Annotated in this window: 12 protein-coding genes and 1 pseudogene; 8 read left to right on the top strand and 5 right to left on the bottom strand. The window is 68.1% G+C overall.

Annotation, left to right across the window (positions count from 1 at the left end):
- Positions 1–155 precede the first annotated feature (155 nt).
- From A6302_RS06990 to A6302_RS06975, 4 genes are all read right to left on the bottom strand, one after another.
- The gene (locus tag A6302_RS06990; protein WP_069306437.1) at positions 156–1,532 is read right to left on the bottom strand and encodes a pyruvate dehydrogenase complex dihydrolipoamide acetyltransferase; all 1,377 of its coding nucleotides are present in this window, start codon (positions 1,530–1,532) and stop codon (positions 156–158) included.
- 10 nt (positions 1,533–1,542) lie between these two features.
- Complete coding sequence (locus A6302_RS06985) at positions 1,543–2,970, bottom strand: pyruvate dehydrogenase complex E1 component subunit beta (protein ID WP_069306436.1); 1,428 nt, start codon at positions 2,968–2,970, stop codon at positions 1,543–1,545.
- A gap of 16 nt (positions 2,971–2,986) precedes the next feature.
- Positions 2,987–4,045 (bottom strand): pyruvate dehydrogenase (acetyl-transferring) E1 component subunit alpha, encoded by a 1,059-nt coding sequence (pdhA, locus tag A6302_RS06980; protein WP_083255585.1) that lies wholly within the window; start codon positions 4,043–4,045, stop codon positions 2,987–2,989.
- A 338-nt stretch (positions 4,046–4,383) separates the two neighbouring features.
- Positions 4,384–4,650, bottom strand: a complete 267-nt coding sequence (locus tag A6302_RS06975; RefSeq protein WP_169833523.1) for an FtsB family cell division protein — start codon at positions 4,648–4,650, stop codon at positions 4,384–4,386.
- A 442-nt stretch (positions 4,651–5,092) separates the two neighbouring features.
- On the opposite strand from A6302_RS06975, the gene A6302_RS06970 reads away from it, so the two are divergent.
- The 6 genes and pseudogenes from A6302_RS06970 (at position 5,093) to A6302_RS06950 (ending at position 12,476) form a co-directional block, all read left to right on the top strand.
- Positions 5,093–6,523 (top strand): cytochrome P450, encoded by a 1,431-nt coding sequence (locus A6302_RS06970; protein ID WP_245293960.1) that lies wholly within the window; start codon positions 5,093–5,095, stop codon positions 6,521–6,523.
- An 11-nt stretch (positions 6,524–6,534) separates the two neighbouring features.
- Complete coding sequence (locus A6302_RS06965) at positions 6,535–7,524, top strand: lysophospholipid acyltransferase family protein (RefSeq protein WP_083255583.1); 990 nt, start codon at positions 6,535–6,537, stop codon at positions 7,522–7,524.
- Positions 7,525–7,612: 88 nt separating this feature from the next.
- Positions 7,613–8,644 (top strand): annotated as a pseudogene (locus A6302_RS06960) (cytochrome P450); the annotation flags it as partial.
- 89 nt (positions 8,645–8,733) lie between these two features.
- Positions 8,734–9,003 carry a cytochrome P450 gene (locus A6302_RS25235; RefSeq protein WP_280938922.1) on the top strand — a complete coding sequence of 90 codons (270 nt, stop codon included), beginning with the start codon at positions 8,734–8,736 and terminating at the stop codon, positions 9,001–9,003.
- A 179-nt stretch (positions 9,004–9,182) separates the two neighbouring features.
- Complete coding sequence (locus A6302_RS06955; RefSeq protein WP_069306435.1) at positions 9,183–10,034, top strand: lysophospholipid acyltransferase family protein; 852 nt, start codon at positions 9,183–9,185, stop codon at positions 10,032–10,034.
- Positions 10,035–10,322: 288 nt separating this feature from the next.
- Positions 10,323–12,476, top strand: coding sequence for a putative bifunctional diguanylate cyclase/phosphodiesterase (locus A6302_RS06950; protein WP_169833522.1), 2,154 nt, complete (start codon positions 10,323–10,325; stop codon positions 12,474–12,476).
- A 109-nt stretch (positions 12,477–12,585) separates the two neighbouring features.
- On the opposite strand, the gene A6302_RS06945 is transcribed toward A6302_RS06950, so the two are convergent.
- Positions 12,586–13,278: a cysteine hydrolase family protein gene (locus A6302_RS06945; RefSeq protein ID WP_069306440.1), complete on the bottom strand. Its 693-nt coding sequence runs from the start codon at positions 13,276–13,278 to the stop codon at positions 12,586–12,588.
- Positions 13,279–13,519: 241 nt separating this feature from the next.
- Here A6302_RS06945 and A6302_RS06940 point away from each other — a divergent pair, with 241 nt between their 5' ends.
- Positions 13,520–14,521: an FAD binding domain-containing protein gene (locus A6302_RS06940; RefSeq protein WP_083255580.1), complete on the top strand. Its 1,002-nt coding sequence runs from the start codon at positions 13,520–13,522 to the stop codon at positions 14,519–14,521.
- The gene (locus tag A6302_RS06935) at positions 14,478–15,014 is read left to right on the top strand and encodes a (2Fe-2S)-binding protein (RefSeq protein WP_069306434.1); all 537 of its coding nucleotides are present in this window, start codon (positions 14,478–14,480) and stop codon (positions 15,012–15,014) included. The genes A6302_RS06940 and A6302_RS06935 overlap by 44 nt, the downstream gene beginning before the upstream one ends.
- Positions 15,015–15,016: the final 2 nt, after the last annotated feature.

Below are 15,016 nucleotides of genomic sequence, written 5' to 3'. Positions count from 1 at the left end.
ACCACTCTGGCAGGCCGTGATACGGACGGCCGGAAGACGAAGCGCCGGTGAAGGCCACCATCCCTCCCCCTTGTGGGGAGGGTGGCCCGTCCGCAGGACGGGTCGGGAGGGGAACCCCACGATCACATCAGCCTCGATGAGGTTCCCCCTTCCCCTCACACCAGCATCGACATCGGCTTCTCGATATACCCCTTGATCACCGAGATCAGTTCCGCCGACAGCGCACCGTCGAGGCAGCGGTGGTCGGAGGTGAGCGTGATGCTCATCACCGTGGCGACCGCCAGCTGGCCGTTCTTGACCACCGGACGCTGCTCGCCGGCGCCGACCGCGAGGATCGAGGCGTGCGGCGGGTTGATCACCGCCGTGAAGTCCTTCACCCCGTACATGCCGAGGTTGGAGATCGCGGTGGTGCCGCCCTGGTATTCCTCGGGCTTCAGCTTGCGGTCGCGGGCGCGCTTGGCCAGATCCTTCATCTCGTTGGAGATCGCCGACAGCGTCTTCAGCTCCGCCTTGCGCACGATCGGGGTGATCAGGCCCCGGTCGGGCAGCACGGTGGCGATGCCGATGTCGACGTTGCGGTGCTTGACCATCGCACCCTCGGTCCAGGAGACGTTGGCGTCCGGCTTGGCCTTGAGCGCCATCGCCATCGCCTTGATCACCATGTCGTTGACCGACAGCTTGTAGGCCGGCTTGCCGTCGATCTCGGGGGCCGCCGCGTTGAGCTGGGCGCGCAGCGACAGGAGGTCGTCGATCAGGCAGTCGACGGTGATGTAGAAGGCCGGCACCTGCTGGCGGGCCTCGGTCATCCGCCGCGCGATCACCTTGCGCATGCCGTCATGCGGCACGAGGTCGTAGGAGCCTTCCTCGAACAGCTTGAGGATCGCGGCATCCGACGCCGGTGCCGACATGGCCGGCGCGGCAGCGGGCGCGACCGGTGCGGGAGCGGCAGCCGAGGGGCTCGGCGCCGGCGCGGCGGCGGGCTTGGCACCCGGCTTCGCACCCTCCACGTCCTTCAGCACGATCCGGCCGTGCGGGCCGGTACCGGCGACGGCGGCCAGATCGATGCCCTTTTCCTTGGCCACGCGGCGGGCGAGCGGCGAGGCGAAGATGCGCGCCGCGCCATTGGACGCCGGAGCCGGCGCGGCGGCCGGCGACGCCGGCTTCGCCTCGGCGGCCTCTGCCTTGGGCGCATCCGCCTTGGCCGGTTCCGCCTCGGACTTGGCCGGAGCGGGGGCCGGAGCCGCGGCCGCCTTGGGCGCCTCGCCTGCGGCAGCGTCCGCCACGTCCTCGCCTTCGCCGGCGAGGATCGCGATCAGCTCGTTGACCGCGACGTCGGAGGTTCCCTCCGGCACCACGATCTTCGCGACGGTGCCCTCGTCGACGGCCTCCACTTCCATGGTGGCCTTGTCGGTCTCGATCTCGGCAATGACGTCACCGGAGGCGACCTTGTCGCCCTCCTTCACCAGCCACTTGGCGAGATTACCCTTCTCCATCGTGGGAGACAGGGCCGGCATCAGGATGTTGATCGGCATCGGATCCCCCTCAGGTGCGGTAGGTCACGGCCTTCACGGCGGCGATGATCTCGCCGACGTTCGGCAGCGCCAGCTTCTCGAGGTTGGCGGCGTAGGGCATCGGCACGTCCTTGCCGGTCACGCGCAGCACCGGAGCGTCGAGCCAGTCGAAGGCATCGACCATCAGCCGGGCGACGATCTCGGCGCCGACGCCGGACTGCGGCCAGCCCTCTTCCACCGTCACGCAGCGGCCGGTCTTCTTGACCGATTCCACAATCGTCGCGCTGTCCATCGGGCGGATGGTGCGCAGGTCGATCACCTCGGCCTCGATGCCCATGCCGGCGAGTTCGTCGGCGGCCTTCAGGGCATAGCTCATGCCGATGCCGAAGGAGACCAGCGTGACGTCCTTGCCCTTGCGGTGGATCTTCGCCTTGCCGATCGGCACCACGAAGTCGTCGAGCCGGGGCACGTCGAAGGTCTGGCCGTAGAGGATCTCGTTCTCGAGGAAGATCACCGGGTTGGGATCGCGGATCGCCGACTTGAGCAGGCCTTTGAAGTCGGCCGCCGTGTAGGGCATCACCACCTTCAGGCCCGGCACGTTCGAATACCAGGCCGCATAGTCCTGGCTGTGCTGCGCACCGACCCGGGCGGCGGCGCCGTTCGGGCCGCGGAACACGATCGGGCAGCCCATCTGGCCGCCGGACATGTAGAGCGTCTTGGCGGCCGAGTTGATGATGTGGTCGATCGCCTGCATGGCGAAGTTGAACGTCATGAACTCGACGATCGGCCTCAGACCGGCATAGGCCGCGCCGACGCCAAGGCCGGCAAAGCCGTGCTCGGTGATCGGCGTGTCAATCACGCGGCGGGCGCTGAACTCCTGCAGCAGGCCCTGCGTGACCTTGTAGGCGCCCTGATATTCGGCAACCTCCTCGCCGATGACGAACACGCTCTCGTCGCGGCGCATCTCCTCGGCCATGGCGTCGCGCAGCGCCTCGCGCACCGTGGTCGGCACGAAGTCGGTGCCGGCCGGGATCTCCGGCGTGTCGGCCACGTCCGTCTTCGGCTGGGCCGGCACGGAGGCGGGCGACACCGACTTGGACACCGGCTCCTCGGGAATCTCGCGCACCGGGTCGGCGGGCTTTTCAACCGGCGCTTCGGTGACGGCTTCCGGCGCGGGCGCGGACTTGGCGGCGTTGTCGAGGGCGCCCTCGTCCTCGCCTTCGCCGAGCAGGATCGCGATCGGCGTGTTGACCTTCACGCCCTCGGTGCCCTCCTCGACGAGAATGCGGCCCATCGTGCCCTCGTCGACGGCCTCCACTTCCATGGTGGCCTTGTCGGTTTCGATCTCGGCGATCACGTCACCGGACGTGACGCTGTCACCCGGCTTCTTCAGCCATTTGGCAAGCTTGCCCTCTTCCATGGTCGGAGAGAGCGCCGGCATCAGGATTTCGGTCGGCATCGGCGTTTCCCCTCGATCACTTCAGAATGTCGGTCCAGAGCTCGGCAACATCCGGCTCCGGATCGACAGTGGCGAAGTCGGCCGATTCGGCGACGATCGCGCGTACGTCCTTGTCGATGGCCTTGAGGTCGTCCTCGCCGGCCCATTCGTTCTCGATCAGCCGCAGGCGCACCTGCTCGATCGGGTCGTGGTCGGTGCGCATCTTCTGCACCTCGTCCTTCGACCGGTATTTCGCCGGGTCCGACATCGAGTGGCCCCGGTAGCGGTAGGTCTGCATCTCGAGGATGTAGGGGCCGTTGCCCTCGCGGCACCACTTCACGGCCCGCTCGCCGGCGGCCTTCACCGCCCGCACGTCCATGCCGTCGACCTGCTCGCCCGGAATGGCGAAGGAGAGGCCGCGCTTGGAGAAGTCCGTCTGGGCCGAGGCGCGGTTCACCGCGGTGCCCATGGCGTACTTGTTGTTCTCGATGATGTAGATGACCGGCAGCTTCCACAGCTCGGCCATGTTGAAGCTTTCGTAGACCTGGCCCTGGTTGGCCGCGCCGTCGCCGAAATAGGCGAGGGTGACGGTGTCCTGGCCGCGGTACTTGTTGGCGAAGGCGAGACCCGTGCCGAGCGAGACCTGCGCGCCGACGATGCCGTGTCCGCCGAAGAACTGCTTCTCCCGGCTGAACATGTGCATCGAGCCGCCCTTGCCCTTGGAATAGCCGCCGGCGCGGCCGGTGAGCTCGGCCATCACGCCCTTCGGGTCCATGCCGGTCGCCAGCATGTGGCCGTGGTCGCGGTAGCCGGTGATCACCTGGTCGACGCCGTCCTTCACGCACATCTGCATGCCGACGACGACCGCTTCCTGGCCGATGTAGAGGTGGCAGAAGCCGCCGATGAGACCCATGCCGTAGAGCTGGCCGGCCTTTTCCTCGAAGCGGCGGATCAGGAGCATGTCCCGGTAGGCCTTGAGCTCCTCGTCGCGGGACAATGTCGCGAGATCGGGAGCGGAATTCTTTTTCGGAGACGAAGTCGTTGCAGCGGAGGACCGCGTGCGTCCTCTCTTCTGGGCGGTTGCGCGCTCGGCCATGGGGCCCTCCCGTTCATTCCGTCGGCATTTTCGTAAACGCCTGAGCAGCGGCAAGCTATCGCAGACGCCGCGCCAATCCAAGTGACATTATGAACGGCATGGTGCCCATGCAGGAATTGCAGAGCATTGAAATACATGATTGTTTTGCACTTGAACCAAAAGGCGGTTCATTTCGCGTGATTTACCGATTTCGAGTTAAATGCAGCTTTTTGCGGTGCAATAGTGCCACTTTGCGATGCAGCATCCATCGCTCATGTCCGCCCCTTCCGGGGGAGACGAGCAGGGGTGCGGAGCCGCGGGCGGAGCGGCGTCGGACCGTCGACGACCGCGGGGCGATGTCACTCGGCGCGCGGGCGCAGGATCACGAGATCGTTCGGGGAGACATAGTTCAGCGCCTCGCGGGCGCGGATGTCGAGCAGGTCGCGGTCGATGGCGGGGCCGGACAGGAGCGCGACGCGCTTTTCCATGTCGCGGCGCTCGGTCTTCAGCCGGTCGAGCTGGGTGCGCAGATGCGAGGCCCGGCTTTCGACCAGCGCCCGGCCGGCGATGCCGTATTCGCCATGGAAGGCATGATAGGCGAAATAGCCGAGGAACAGCGCGGTCACGGCCGGCAATGCCAGACGACGCAGTCTGGACGGTCTGTACTGACGGGTTGCCATCGAACTCATGATACTGCCGCAATGCCCGAAAAAGAGGTGCTCGACATTCGGGAATCGTGCACCGACAGGGTAAAGACTGCGTTAGCAAGACGTGCCGGAACGAGGCCCTGCCCTGCGAATTCGGCATGGCCACGATCAGGCCCTCGCGCAAACCGGCGTTTTGCGCAACGCCGGGCGTGACGGCCGGCGGCATTGCCCGTCATCCGCCTGCCCCTGCCCATCGTCGACATTGCGCGGCCTGCATGCTTCGTGGAAGATCGCGCCGGCTCGGCCGTCGTCCATGAGACCGACGGTGCAGGACCCGGGCCGGGGCTCGGCCTTGCGGGCATTGCGCGTTCGACCGGGCGCGCGCACCGTGCCCTCCGGCGATCGGCCGGATGCGGCGCAGATGTTGAAGGAACCGGATTTGTCGCTGTTCGACATGCTCGTTGGCCCGCCGCCGCTGATCCGGGAAGACGTGGGCAAGAGACATCTGGTTGCCGCCTATCCCGCTCCCTATCACGGGAGTCGCAACCATTTGCGCCTTCTGATCCAGGCCCGCCGCGACTTCCTCTGGATCTGGCGCCGCAAGGACTACGGCAACAGCTACAACCAGATGCGCCTGCTGGGCCGCCAGGTGGTGGTGGTCAACGCCCCCGAGGGTGTGAAGCAGGTGATGGCGAGCAACCACGAGAACTACGAGCGCAAGAGCCCGCAGATGCGGCGTGCGCTGGAATATCTGCTCGGCGACGGCCTGTTCATTTCCGACGGCGCCACCTGGCGCCAGCGCCGGCCGCTGGTCACCGACATCGTTCACAAGAACCGCGTGCCGCAGTTCGGCCGGGTGATGGAGGTCGTCACCGGCGAGATGGCCGAGCGCTGGGCGCAGCTTCCACCGGGCACGCCGGTCAACGCCCTCGTCGAGATGGCCTCGCTGACCGCCGAGATCATCTCGCGCTCCGTGTTCGGCAACGATCTCGGCCACGACAATGCGGTCGAGGTGATCGAGGGCTTTTCCAGCTACCAGCGGCTGATCGATTCTCTCAACATCGGCTATTTCCTCGGTGCCGACGAAGGCTGGCCGGTGTGGCGCACCCCGCGGCTCAAGGCCGCCGTCGGCAGGGTGCACCGCGTGATCGACAAGGTCATCGACGACCACATGGCCGGGCGCGGCGACCACGAGGCCATGGTCGACCTGCTCGTTCGCCGCCAGCAGAAGAACCCGGAACTCGGCCTCGACCGGCAGGCGCTGCGCAACGAGGCGGCGACGATCTTCATGGCCGGCCACGAGACCACGGCCGCGACCCTGACCTGGGCCTGGTATCTGCTCGGCACCGCGCCGTGGTCGGAAAAGCACGTCCTGCGCGAGATCCAGGAGGTCTGCGGCGACCGGGCGCCCACCGTCGAGGACGTGCCGAATCTCCAGTATTGCCGCGCGGTGATCGAGGAAACCCTGCGGCTCTATCCGCCGGTGCCGATCCTGGCCCGGCAGGCGAAGGCGGCCGACCGGCTCGGGCCTTACGACATCAAGCCGGGCTCGCTGGTCATGGTGGTGCCGTGGCTGCTGCACCGCAGCCACGATCTGTGGGAGAACCCGCATCATTTCATGCCCGACCGCTTCCTCACCGGGCGGCCGACGCCCTACACCTATGTGCCCTTCGCGATCGGACCGCGGATCTGCCCGGGATTGCAGTTCGGTCTGACGGAGGCCATCCTGTGCCTCGCGATCCTGATCCAGCGCTTCCGGGTGCGGGTGGTGCCGGGCACGAAGGTGGAACCGGCCTGCCGGCTGACGCTTCGCCCGCGCGGCGGATTGCCGGTCACGGTCGAGCGGCGCTGAGGGAGACGCAGATGCGCACGAAGGATCCTTCGGCGGGCCAGACGGGCCGCAAGGCATGGCGCTGGTCGGCGCCCGAGGCCCCGCCGCTGTCCGACCTTGGCGCCGGGCGCGACGGCCGCCGGCGCTGGTGGCGCTGGCACGTCACCGACAACCTCCGCAACCTCGCCGATCTCGCCGTGCATTTCGGCCTGAAGCTGGTGCCGATCGAGGTCTGCTCGGGCATCGGCGCCCGCCTCGGCCGCTTCGTCATCCCGCGCTACCACAAGCCCGCCGTCAACCGCGCCCGGACCAACCTGCGCCGGCTGAAGCCGGACTGGACCGACGTGGAGATCGAAGCCGCCCTCACCCGCAACTGGGACAACCAGGGCCGGCTGATGACCGAATTCTCCGTCATCGACAGGCTGGTGGAAAAGGGCCGGGTCGACTTCATCAACACCGACAGCGCGGAGGCCGCCGGCAAGGCCGGGCCGGTCATCCTGCTGGCGCTCCACCTCGGCAACTGGGAGGTGCTGGCGCCGGCGATGATCAGCCTCGGCATCACGCCGACCGACAACCACGTGCCGCCCATCGGGCGCGCCCGCGCCTGGATCGCCGACCGGGTCCGCACCCGGATCGGCCTCAAGTTCCTGCCGCCCGGCGTCGAAGCCGTGCGCCCGGCCATCCGCATCCTGCGGGCGGGCGGGTCGATCTCGATGTTCGCCGACGAAGGCTTCCAGAAGAAGATCATGGCGCCCTTCTTCGACCGCGAGCCGCACCTGGAGGGCAACCTCGCCATTGCGGTGCGGCTGGCCCGCCTGACCGACGCCACGATCTGCCTCGGCTACGCGCGGCGCACGAAGGGCTGCCGCTTCGAGGTTCACGGCATCGCCACGCTCAAGCTGCCGCCGACGGACGACGTGGCCGGACGCCTGCGCGACGACGTGCTCCTGCTCAACTCGCTGATCGAGCCGGTCATCCTCGACCATCTCGACCAGTGGTATTTCCTCGACAACCGCCTGTGAATCCGCGATCAGACATCATGCGCCGCACGCACCCCGCATCGCCGAAGCCGCCGCTCGCGCGAGGGGCCGTTCCCTCCGGCCGCCCGGCATGCGCCCGAACGGAGACGCCGCGCCGATGAGATCACTGCTGCCGAGGGTCGATCCGCCGCGCATCATCGAGGACAAGGGCCCGGACTTCTTCGAGCCGGCCCACCCCGAGCCGCTGTCCGGCCCGCGCAACTACCTGAAGCTGTTCCTGCTGGCCCGGCAGGACTATCTCTCCGTGTTCCGTCGCCGCGACTATTCCAGCCGCAACTCGGAAATGCGCCGCTTCGGCCGCCAGCTCGTGCTGGTGAACGCGCCCGAGGAGGTCAAATACGTCCTCGCCACCCGCAACGACAATTTCGAGCGCAAGAGCCCGCAGATGCGGCGCGCGCTGGAATATCTGCTCGGCGACGGCCTGTTCATCTCCGACGGCGAGACCTGGAAGCAGCGCCGGCCGCTCGTGTCCGACATCGTCCACAAGAACCGCGTGCCGCAGTTCTCCCGGCACATGGTCGACTGCTCGGCCGAGCTGTCCGAGCGCTGGTCGGGCCTCGAGAAGGGCCAGGTGGTGGACGTCCTCGCCGAGATGGCCGGCCTCACCGCCGAGATCATCTCGCGCGCGGTGTTCGGCGACGATCTCGGCCGCGAGAGCGCCACCGAGGTGGTCGAGGGCTTCGGCAGCTACCAGAGCCTCGTCGACAACATCAACCTTGCCTATGTGCTCGGCTTCGACAACGGCCTGCCGCTGCTGCGCACCCCGCGCCTGCGCCGCGCCGTGATGCGGGTGCGCCGGGTGATCGACCGCGTGGTCTCGGCCCATCTGGAAGGCCGCACCCAGGACGACTCCATGATCGAGCTCCTGATCCGCCGCCAGCGGCGCAATCCCGAGCTCGGTCTTGACGGGGAAGCGCTGCGCAACGAGGCGGCGACGATCTTCATGGCCGGCCACGAGACCACGGCCGCGACGCTGACCTGGGCCTGGTATCTGCTGGCAAACGCCCCCTGGGCGGAAACGGCGCTTCACGCGGAGATCGAGCGTGTCTGCGGCACCCGGCCGCCCGGCATCGACGACGTGCCGCAGCTCGACTACTGCCGCTCCATCATCGAGGAGACGCTGCGGCTCTACCCGCCGGTGCCCCTGCTCGGGCGACAGGCGCGCGATGCGACCGGGTCGGCGACATCGACGTGCGGCCGGCCGCCCTCGTCACCGTCTCGCCCTGGCTGCTCCACCGCAACCACGACATCTGGGACCGGCCGCATCACTTCGTGCCCGAGCGCTTCCTCGGCGCGGCCCGGCCCGTGCCCTATTCCTACATTCCCTTCGCGATCGGCCCGCGCATCTGCGCCGGCCTGCAATTCGGCCTCGTGGAATCGATCCTGTGTCTGGCCAGCCTCGCCCAGCGGTTCAAGGTGCGGATGCGCCCGGCACTTCGGTGCGGCCGATGTCGCGGCTGACGCTGCGGCCGCAGGGCGGCCTGCCGGTCACCATCCATCCGCGGTGAGACGATGCGCACCAAACCGCCCGCGTCCGGACTGACCACCCGCAAGGCCTTCGTCTTCGACGAGGCCCCCGCCCCGCCGCTGCGCGATCTCTTCGCCGGCGCGGGGCGCGCAAGGCCTTCCTGCGCTACTGGGTGCGCGACACGCTGGCCGACCTGCCCGGCGTTCTCAGCTACAACGGCCTGAAGCTGCTGCCGCCCGCCGCCGCCTCGGCGACGGGCGCCTGGTTCTACGGTCTTGTCGGGCGCTTCTCGCCAGGCAGGTCGCGACGGGTGCGCGCCAATGTCGCCCGGATCCGGCCCGACCTCGACCCCGATGCCGCCGTCCGGCGCTACTGGCGCAACAAGGGCCGGCTGATGTCGGAATTCTCGGTCCTGCGCCGCATCCCGCCGGCCGGGCGGCTGCAGGTGGAGGGCGCCGAGCATCTTCTGGACGCGCGCAGCAAAGGGCCCGTGATCATTCTCGGCCTTCACCTCGGCAACTGGGAACTCCTGCTCCACGTCGTGCCCCGCCTCGGCATTCCCGCGTCGACCTTCTACATGCCGCCGGACAGCCGGGCGCAGCATCGCATCGCCCGCCGCGTGCGCCTGTCGCTCGGCACCGGCCTGATCGACCCCGGGGTCAAGGGAGTGCGGCCGGCGCTGCGCCTGTTGGCGGACGACAGCCAGGCCGTGATGATCTTCGGCGACGAAGGGTTCGGGGGCCGGATCATGGCGCCATTCTTCGGGCGCCCCGTGCATCTTGCCGGCAACCTCGCCATCGCGGTCCGCCTCGCCCGCCACTCCGGCGCGACCATCGTGCCCGCCTTCGTGGAGCGGACGGACGGCTGCCGGTTCGTGTGCCGCTTTCTCGCGCCCGTCGCCGTCACCACCCATGGCGATCCGGCAGACGATCTGCCCGCCGACGTCGCCCGGCTCAACCGGGTCGTAGAACCACTTATCCAAGACCGCATCGAGCAGTGGTACTTCCTCGATCATCGTCTGTGAGCATCACGGATCCGCCGAAGCACCGGCCTGATTAATTTCTGGCGCCAAATCTTGGGTTTTTTTTCGAAATCTACAGCGTTTAACTGCCGAATCAAGGGAATTTTAAAATTTCCATGGCCACGATCCGGTCATGTTACGAGTAGTCGCGTTCGTCAGGAATACGAAGACGCCGCCGGGCCGGACCGGATCGCGTTGCTGCGAGCGGTCCCGGCCGACGGGCGGTGCATGGCCGAGGCACCGATGACAGATCCCGATCGCATCCGGTCGTCGGCGCACGGACTTTTTCCGGTGTTCGCCTTCATCCTCGCCATTCTCTGCATCCTCATCGTCACGATGCTGTGGTCGGTGCTCGAAAGCGACCGGATCGCGATCGACCGGCAGGTGAGGTATGTCGACCTCATGGTCGGCGAGCAGGTGGACAAGCTCATCCTCGACCAGGAAAACGTCACCATCTGGGACGAAGCCGTCCGCAATACCAGTATCGCCTACAACCCGGACTGGGTTTCGGACAACCTCGGTCCGTGGATGCAGGACTACTTCGGCCATGACCGCAGCTACCTGCTCGATGCCGCGGACCGGCTGGTCTATGCCATGGCCGACGGGGCGGATGTCGACCCGGAGGCCACCGACCTCCCCGCGGTGTTTGCTCCCCTGATCGACGAAGTGCGCGGCCGTGGGTGGGCGTCGCTGCAAACCGGCGCGGCGACCTCTGCGGACGACGAGAATCCCCGCAAGGCGCGCCTGACGAGCCTGGAGAACCGCCCGGCCGTCGTCTCGGCCATGGTGATCGTGCCGGACAGCGCCCGCGTCGAACAGGAACTGGCGGATGCCTATGTCCTCGTCAGCGTCCGCTTCCTCGACGCCCGTTTCCTCCGCGATCTGGAACGCCGCTATTTTCTGGAGGGCGTGCGGTTTCTCGGAGAGGCCGCCGACGCCCCGCCCGGCGAGGCCCAGACTCCGCTTCTCGGCAGCGACGGCCAGAAGCTCGGCGTGATCCGCTGGCGGGCGATCCGGCCGGGCACCGACCTGATGGTCACGCTGGCGCCCTATGCCGGCGGGATGATCGCACTCCTCGGCGCGGTGATGATGATCCTGATCCGCCGCACCGACCGGGCGATGGAAGACCTGCGCACCGGCGAGGCGAAGGCGCATCATCGCGCCTTCCACGACGACCTGACCGGCCTTCCCAACCGCACGCTCTTCAATGCGGACCTGCAGACCGCTGCCGAGGGACTCGCCGACGGCGGACCGCCCTTCGCGGTCGCCTACATCGATCTCGACCGCTTCAAGGACATCAACGACAGCCTCGGCCATCCGGCCGGCGACGAGCTGCTGGTGCAGGTTGCCCGCAGGCTCGTGCGCGTTGCCGGCCGCGACAACCTGGTGGCGCGCCTCAGCGGCGACGAGTTCGCGATCCTGCACCGGGGCGCGGCCCAGCCGGAGGATGCGTCCGCCCTCGCCCGCCGCATCCTCGCCGCCCACGAGCAGGAATTCGACCTGTTCGGCACCTCGGTCTTCGCCGGCTGCAGCATCGGCATCGCGATGGCGCCGCTGCATGGCCGCAACCGCATGGAGCTCTGCCGCAAGGCCGACATCGCCCTCTATGCCGCAAAGGCGGCCGGCCGCAACCGCGCCCGCGTCTTCACGGCCACCATGGACGAGGAGCGCCGGCACAAGCGCAGCATCGAGCGCGGCCTGCGCGAGGCGCTGCACACGGGCGACGGGCTCGACGTGCACTTCCAGCCCTTCGTCGATCGCAGCGGCGTGCGCGTGATCGGCGTCGAGGCTCTGGTGCGCTGGCGCACGGCGGATGGCACCCAGGTTCCGCCGTCGGACTTCGTGCCCGTCGCCGAGGAATGCGGCCTCATCGCCGACCTCGGCTGGTGGGTGTTCGAGCGCGCGCTCGGCACCTGCGTCCGCTGGCCCGACCTGGTGCTCGCCGTCAACTGCTCGGCGGTACAGCTGCGTCAGGACGGCTTCGCCGACCGGATCGTCCGCCTGATGGAGCGGACCGGCTTCGATCCCGCGCGGCTCGAGATCGAAATCACCGAGACCGCCCTTCTCGACGCGCCGGAAATGCAGGTGCGCGAACTCGACGGGCTGCGCGCCGCCGGCGTCCGCATCTCGCTCGACGACTTCGGCACCGGCTATTCCAGCCTCAGCCACCTGCACCAGTTCAAGATCGACCGCATCAAGATCGACAAGTCCTTCGTGCGCAAGATCGGCGACGGCACGGATTCGGACGCCATCGTCCGCGCAGTCGCCGGGCTCGGCAAGTCGCTGCGCCTGGCCGTCACCGCCGAGGGCGTCGAAACCGCCACCCAGTTCCGCGTGCTCGTCGACGCGGGATGCACCGAATTCCAGGGCTATCTCTTCTCAAGGCCCGTTCCGGCCGAAGACATCGACGCGATGCTGAACGCCCGGGCTTTCGCACCGGCCTGACAAGGCGGCCCCAGACAGTCATGGTCCGCGCAGGCGGACCATCCACGCCCTTGATTTCACCAGGTTTTCGTGGACCCTCCGCCTGCGCGGAGGACGACGTCCCGCGCGCCTATTCGGCGGCGGCCGCAGCCTCGGCACCCCAGGCGGTCAGGATCTCGTCCGAGTCCATCACCAGCCCCAGATGCAGCGAGACGATCTTCAGCGCCGCATCCTCCATCGACGGATCGGTGCCGCGCACCAGATCCTTCAGCACCACCACGCGGTAGTTGAGGTTGCTGGCGTCGAACGAGGCATTGAGCACGCAGCAGTCGGTGAAGCCGCCGTCGAACACGACGGTCTTGATCCCGAGGTTGCGCAGGAGGAAGTCGAGGTCCGTCGGATAGAAGGCCGAAAGCCGCCGCTTGCCGGTCACCACATGGTCGGTCTCCGCCACCTCGGTGACGAATTCGGTCCACTTGCTGCCCTCCAGCGCATGGGCGTCGGAATTGGGAATCGGCCCGACATGCAGCGGAAACACCAGCCGCCAGGCCGAGGGAATGCCCTTCACGTCGTCGGCGCCCGAGGCGCGCAGCACCGTCGTGACGTGGATCACCGGAATGCCGAGCGCGCGGACCTTGTTGTGGAAGGCGTTCATCGGCTCCACGATCTCGCGCGCCCGCGGCGCCGGACAGGGACAGGCCGGGTCGTCCTCCAGATGGCCGCGGTGCATGTCGATCGAGATGACCGCCGTCACCGATGGATCGACAAAGGTCTCGAAGCCGGCGGGCAGGTCACGCTGTTCACCGTAGACATAGGCACGCATGGTCACTCCTTCCTGAACGGTTTTCCGAAGCTTGCCGACGCCGGATCGCTGCCGGCAGGCCGGCTTCGCACCCGTCGCCAAAAAAAACGTCACGCCTCATGATGCGTCACTTGACGGTGAATTGGCAGGGGTTTTATCATCATACCAGATACAGTATCAACCAGATGGATATAAGAGCGGCTTTTCGCCCCCTCGGCGGACCTCAAGCCGACCCTCCGTCGAACTCGGGGTTCCGGTCCGCATGAAGCCCGCCCTGTTCGATCACGTGGCACCGGCCAGCATCGCCGATGCCGTCGCCGCTCTCGCCGGCCATCCGGGCGCCATGGTGATCGCCGGCGGCCAGAGCCTGCTGCCGGCGATGAACTTTCGCCTGGCAACGCCCCCGGCCCTGATCGACATCTCCCGCATCGCCGAACTGAAGACCCTCACCGTCACCGACAGGGCGGTCGTGGTGGGCGCGATGGTCCGCCACCGCACCGTCGAACTCGACCCGGCGGTGGCCCGCGCCCAGCCGCTGCTGGCCGCGGCCCTTGCCCATGTCGCACATGTGCCGATCCGCAACCGCGGCACCGTCGTCGGCAGCCTGTGCCACGCGGATGCCTCGGCGGAGATGCCGCTGCTGCTGCTGCTCACCGACGGGCACATGGTCGTCGCCGGCCCCACTGGCCGCCGCACCATCGCCGCGGCCGACTTCTTCCGCTTCCACCTCACCACATCCCGCGCCGCCGACGAGATCGCGCTCGAGGCGCATTTCCCCGTGCTGCCGGCAGGCGCCGGATGGGCCTTCGAGGAGGTCGCCCGCCGCAGCGGCGATTTTGCCCTCGCCTCGGTCGGCGTGATCGTCGAACGCGCCGCCGACGGCACCGCCCGCAAGGTGGCGATTGCCGCCGGTGGCATCGCCTCCCGGCCGATCCGGCTGACAGAGGCGGAAAACGCTCTCCTCGGCACGACGCTGAATGATGAGACCGTTGAGCTGGCCGCGCAGGCCGCCGCCGCCGCCGTCACCGCCCCCGGCGACATCCATGCGTCGGCGCCGTGCGCCGCAAGCTGGTGGCGACGCTCGTCCGCAAGACCGTCGCCGCCGCACGCGACCGCGCCGCCGCCGCCTGACCGAGACCGCCGAAGACCGCCGCCCGCCAGAACCGCCCCCCCCCCGCAGCCCCCCGGAAGCGACCGCCCGACAGAGGAAGACGGACCTGATGATCCCGACCCGAAAGAAGACGGCCCTCGCAACATCCGCTGACCCGCGCCGCTCCGTCACCCTCACCGTCAACGGCGAGAGCGTGACCCGCGAGGTGAGCGTCCGCATGCTGCTGTCGGACTTCCTGCGCCACGAACTCGGTCTCACCGGCACCCATGTCGGCTGCGAGCACGGCGTCTGCGGCGCCTGCACCGTCCATGTCGACGGACATTCGGCCCGCTCCTGCCTCAGCCTCGTCGTCGCCCTCGACGGCGCCGAGGTCCGCACCATCGAGTCGGTCGCATCGGAGGACGGCACCCTGCATCCGCTGCAGGAAGCCTTCCACGCGTGCCATGCCCTGCAATGCGGCTACTGCACGCCGGGCATGATCATGGCGATCCTCGACCATCTGGAGAGCGACCGCCCGCTCGATCTTTCCGACGAAGGCGTGCGCGAACTGCTCTCCGGCAACCTCTGCCGCTGCACGGGCTACGCCAACATCATCGAGGCGGTGCGCCTCGCCGCCGCCCGCATGTCCCTCACCGTGGAGGCCTGACC

The organism is Methylobrevis pamukkalensis (genome assembly GCF_001720135.1).
Taxonomy (GTDB): domain Bacteria; phylum Pseudomonadota; class Alphaproteobacteria; order Rhizobiales; family Pleomorphomonadaceae; genus Methylobrevis; species Methylobrevis pamukkalensis.
This window is presented reverse-complemented; position numbering and strand designations above follow the sequence as displayed.

Excerpts from the sequence above, each read along its gene's own strand:
- A6302_RS06985 (WP_069306436.1), bottom strand. The coding sequence starts at position 2,970 with ATGCCGACCGAAATCCTGATGCCGGCGCTCTCTCCGACCATGGAAGAG.
- A6302_RS06940 (WP_083255580.1), top strand. The coding sequence starts at position 13,520 with ATGAAGCCCGCCCTGTTCGATCACGTGGCACCGGCCAGCATCGCCGAT.
- A6302_RS06945 (WP_069306440.1), bottom strand. The coding sequence starts at position 13,278 with ATGCGTGCCTATGTCTACGGTGAACAGCGTGACCTGCCCGCCGGCTTC.
- A6302_RS06965 (WP_083255583.1), top strand. The coding sequence starts at position 6,535 with ATGCGCACGAAGGATCCTTCGGCGGGCCAGACGGGCCGCAAGGCATGG.
- A6302_RS06970 (WP_245293960.1), top strand. The coding sequence starts at position 5,093 with ATGTTGAAGGAACCGGATTTGTCGCTGTTCGACATGCTCGTTGGCCCG.
- A6302_RS06990 (WP_069306437.1), bottom strand. The coding sequence starts at position 1,532 with ATGCCGATCAACATCCTGATGCCGGCCCTGTCTCCCACGATGGAGAAG.
- pdhA (WP_083255585.1), bottom strand. The coding sequence starts at position 4,045 with ATGGCCGAGCGCGCAACCGCCCAGAAGAGAGGACGCACGCGGTCCTCC.
- A6302_RS06935 (WP_069306434.1), top strand. The coding sequence starts at position 14,478 with ATGATCCCGACCCGAAAGAAGACGGCCCTCGCAACATCCGCTGACCCG.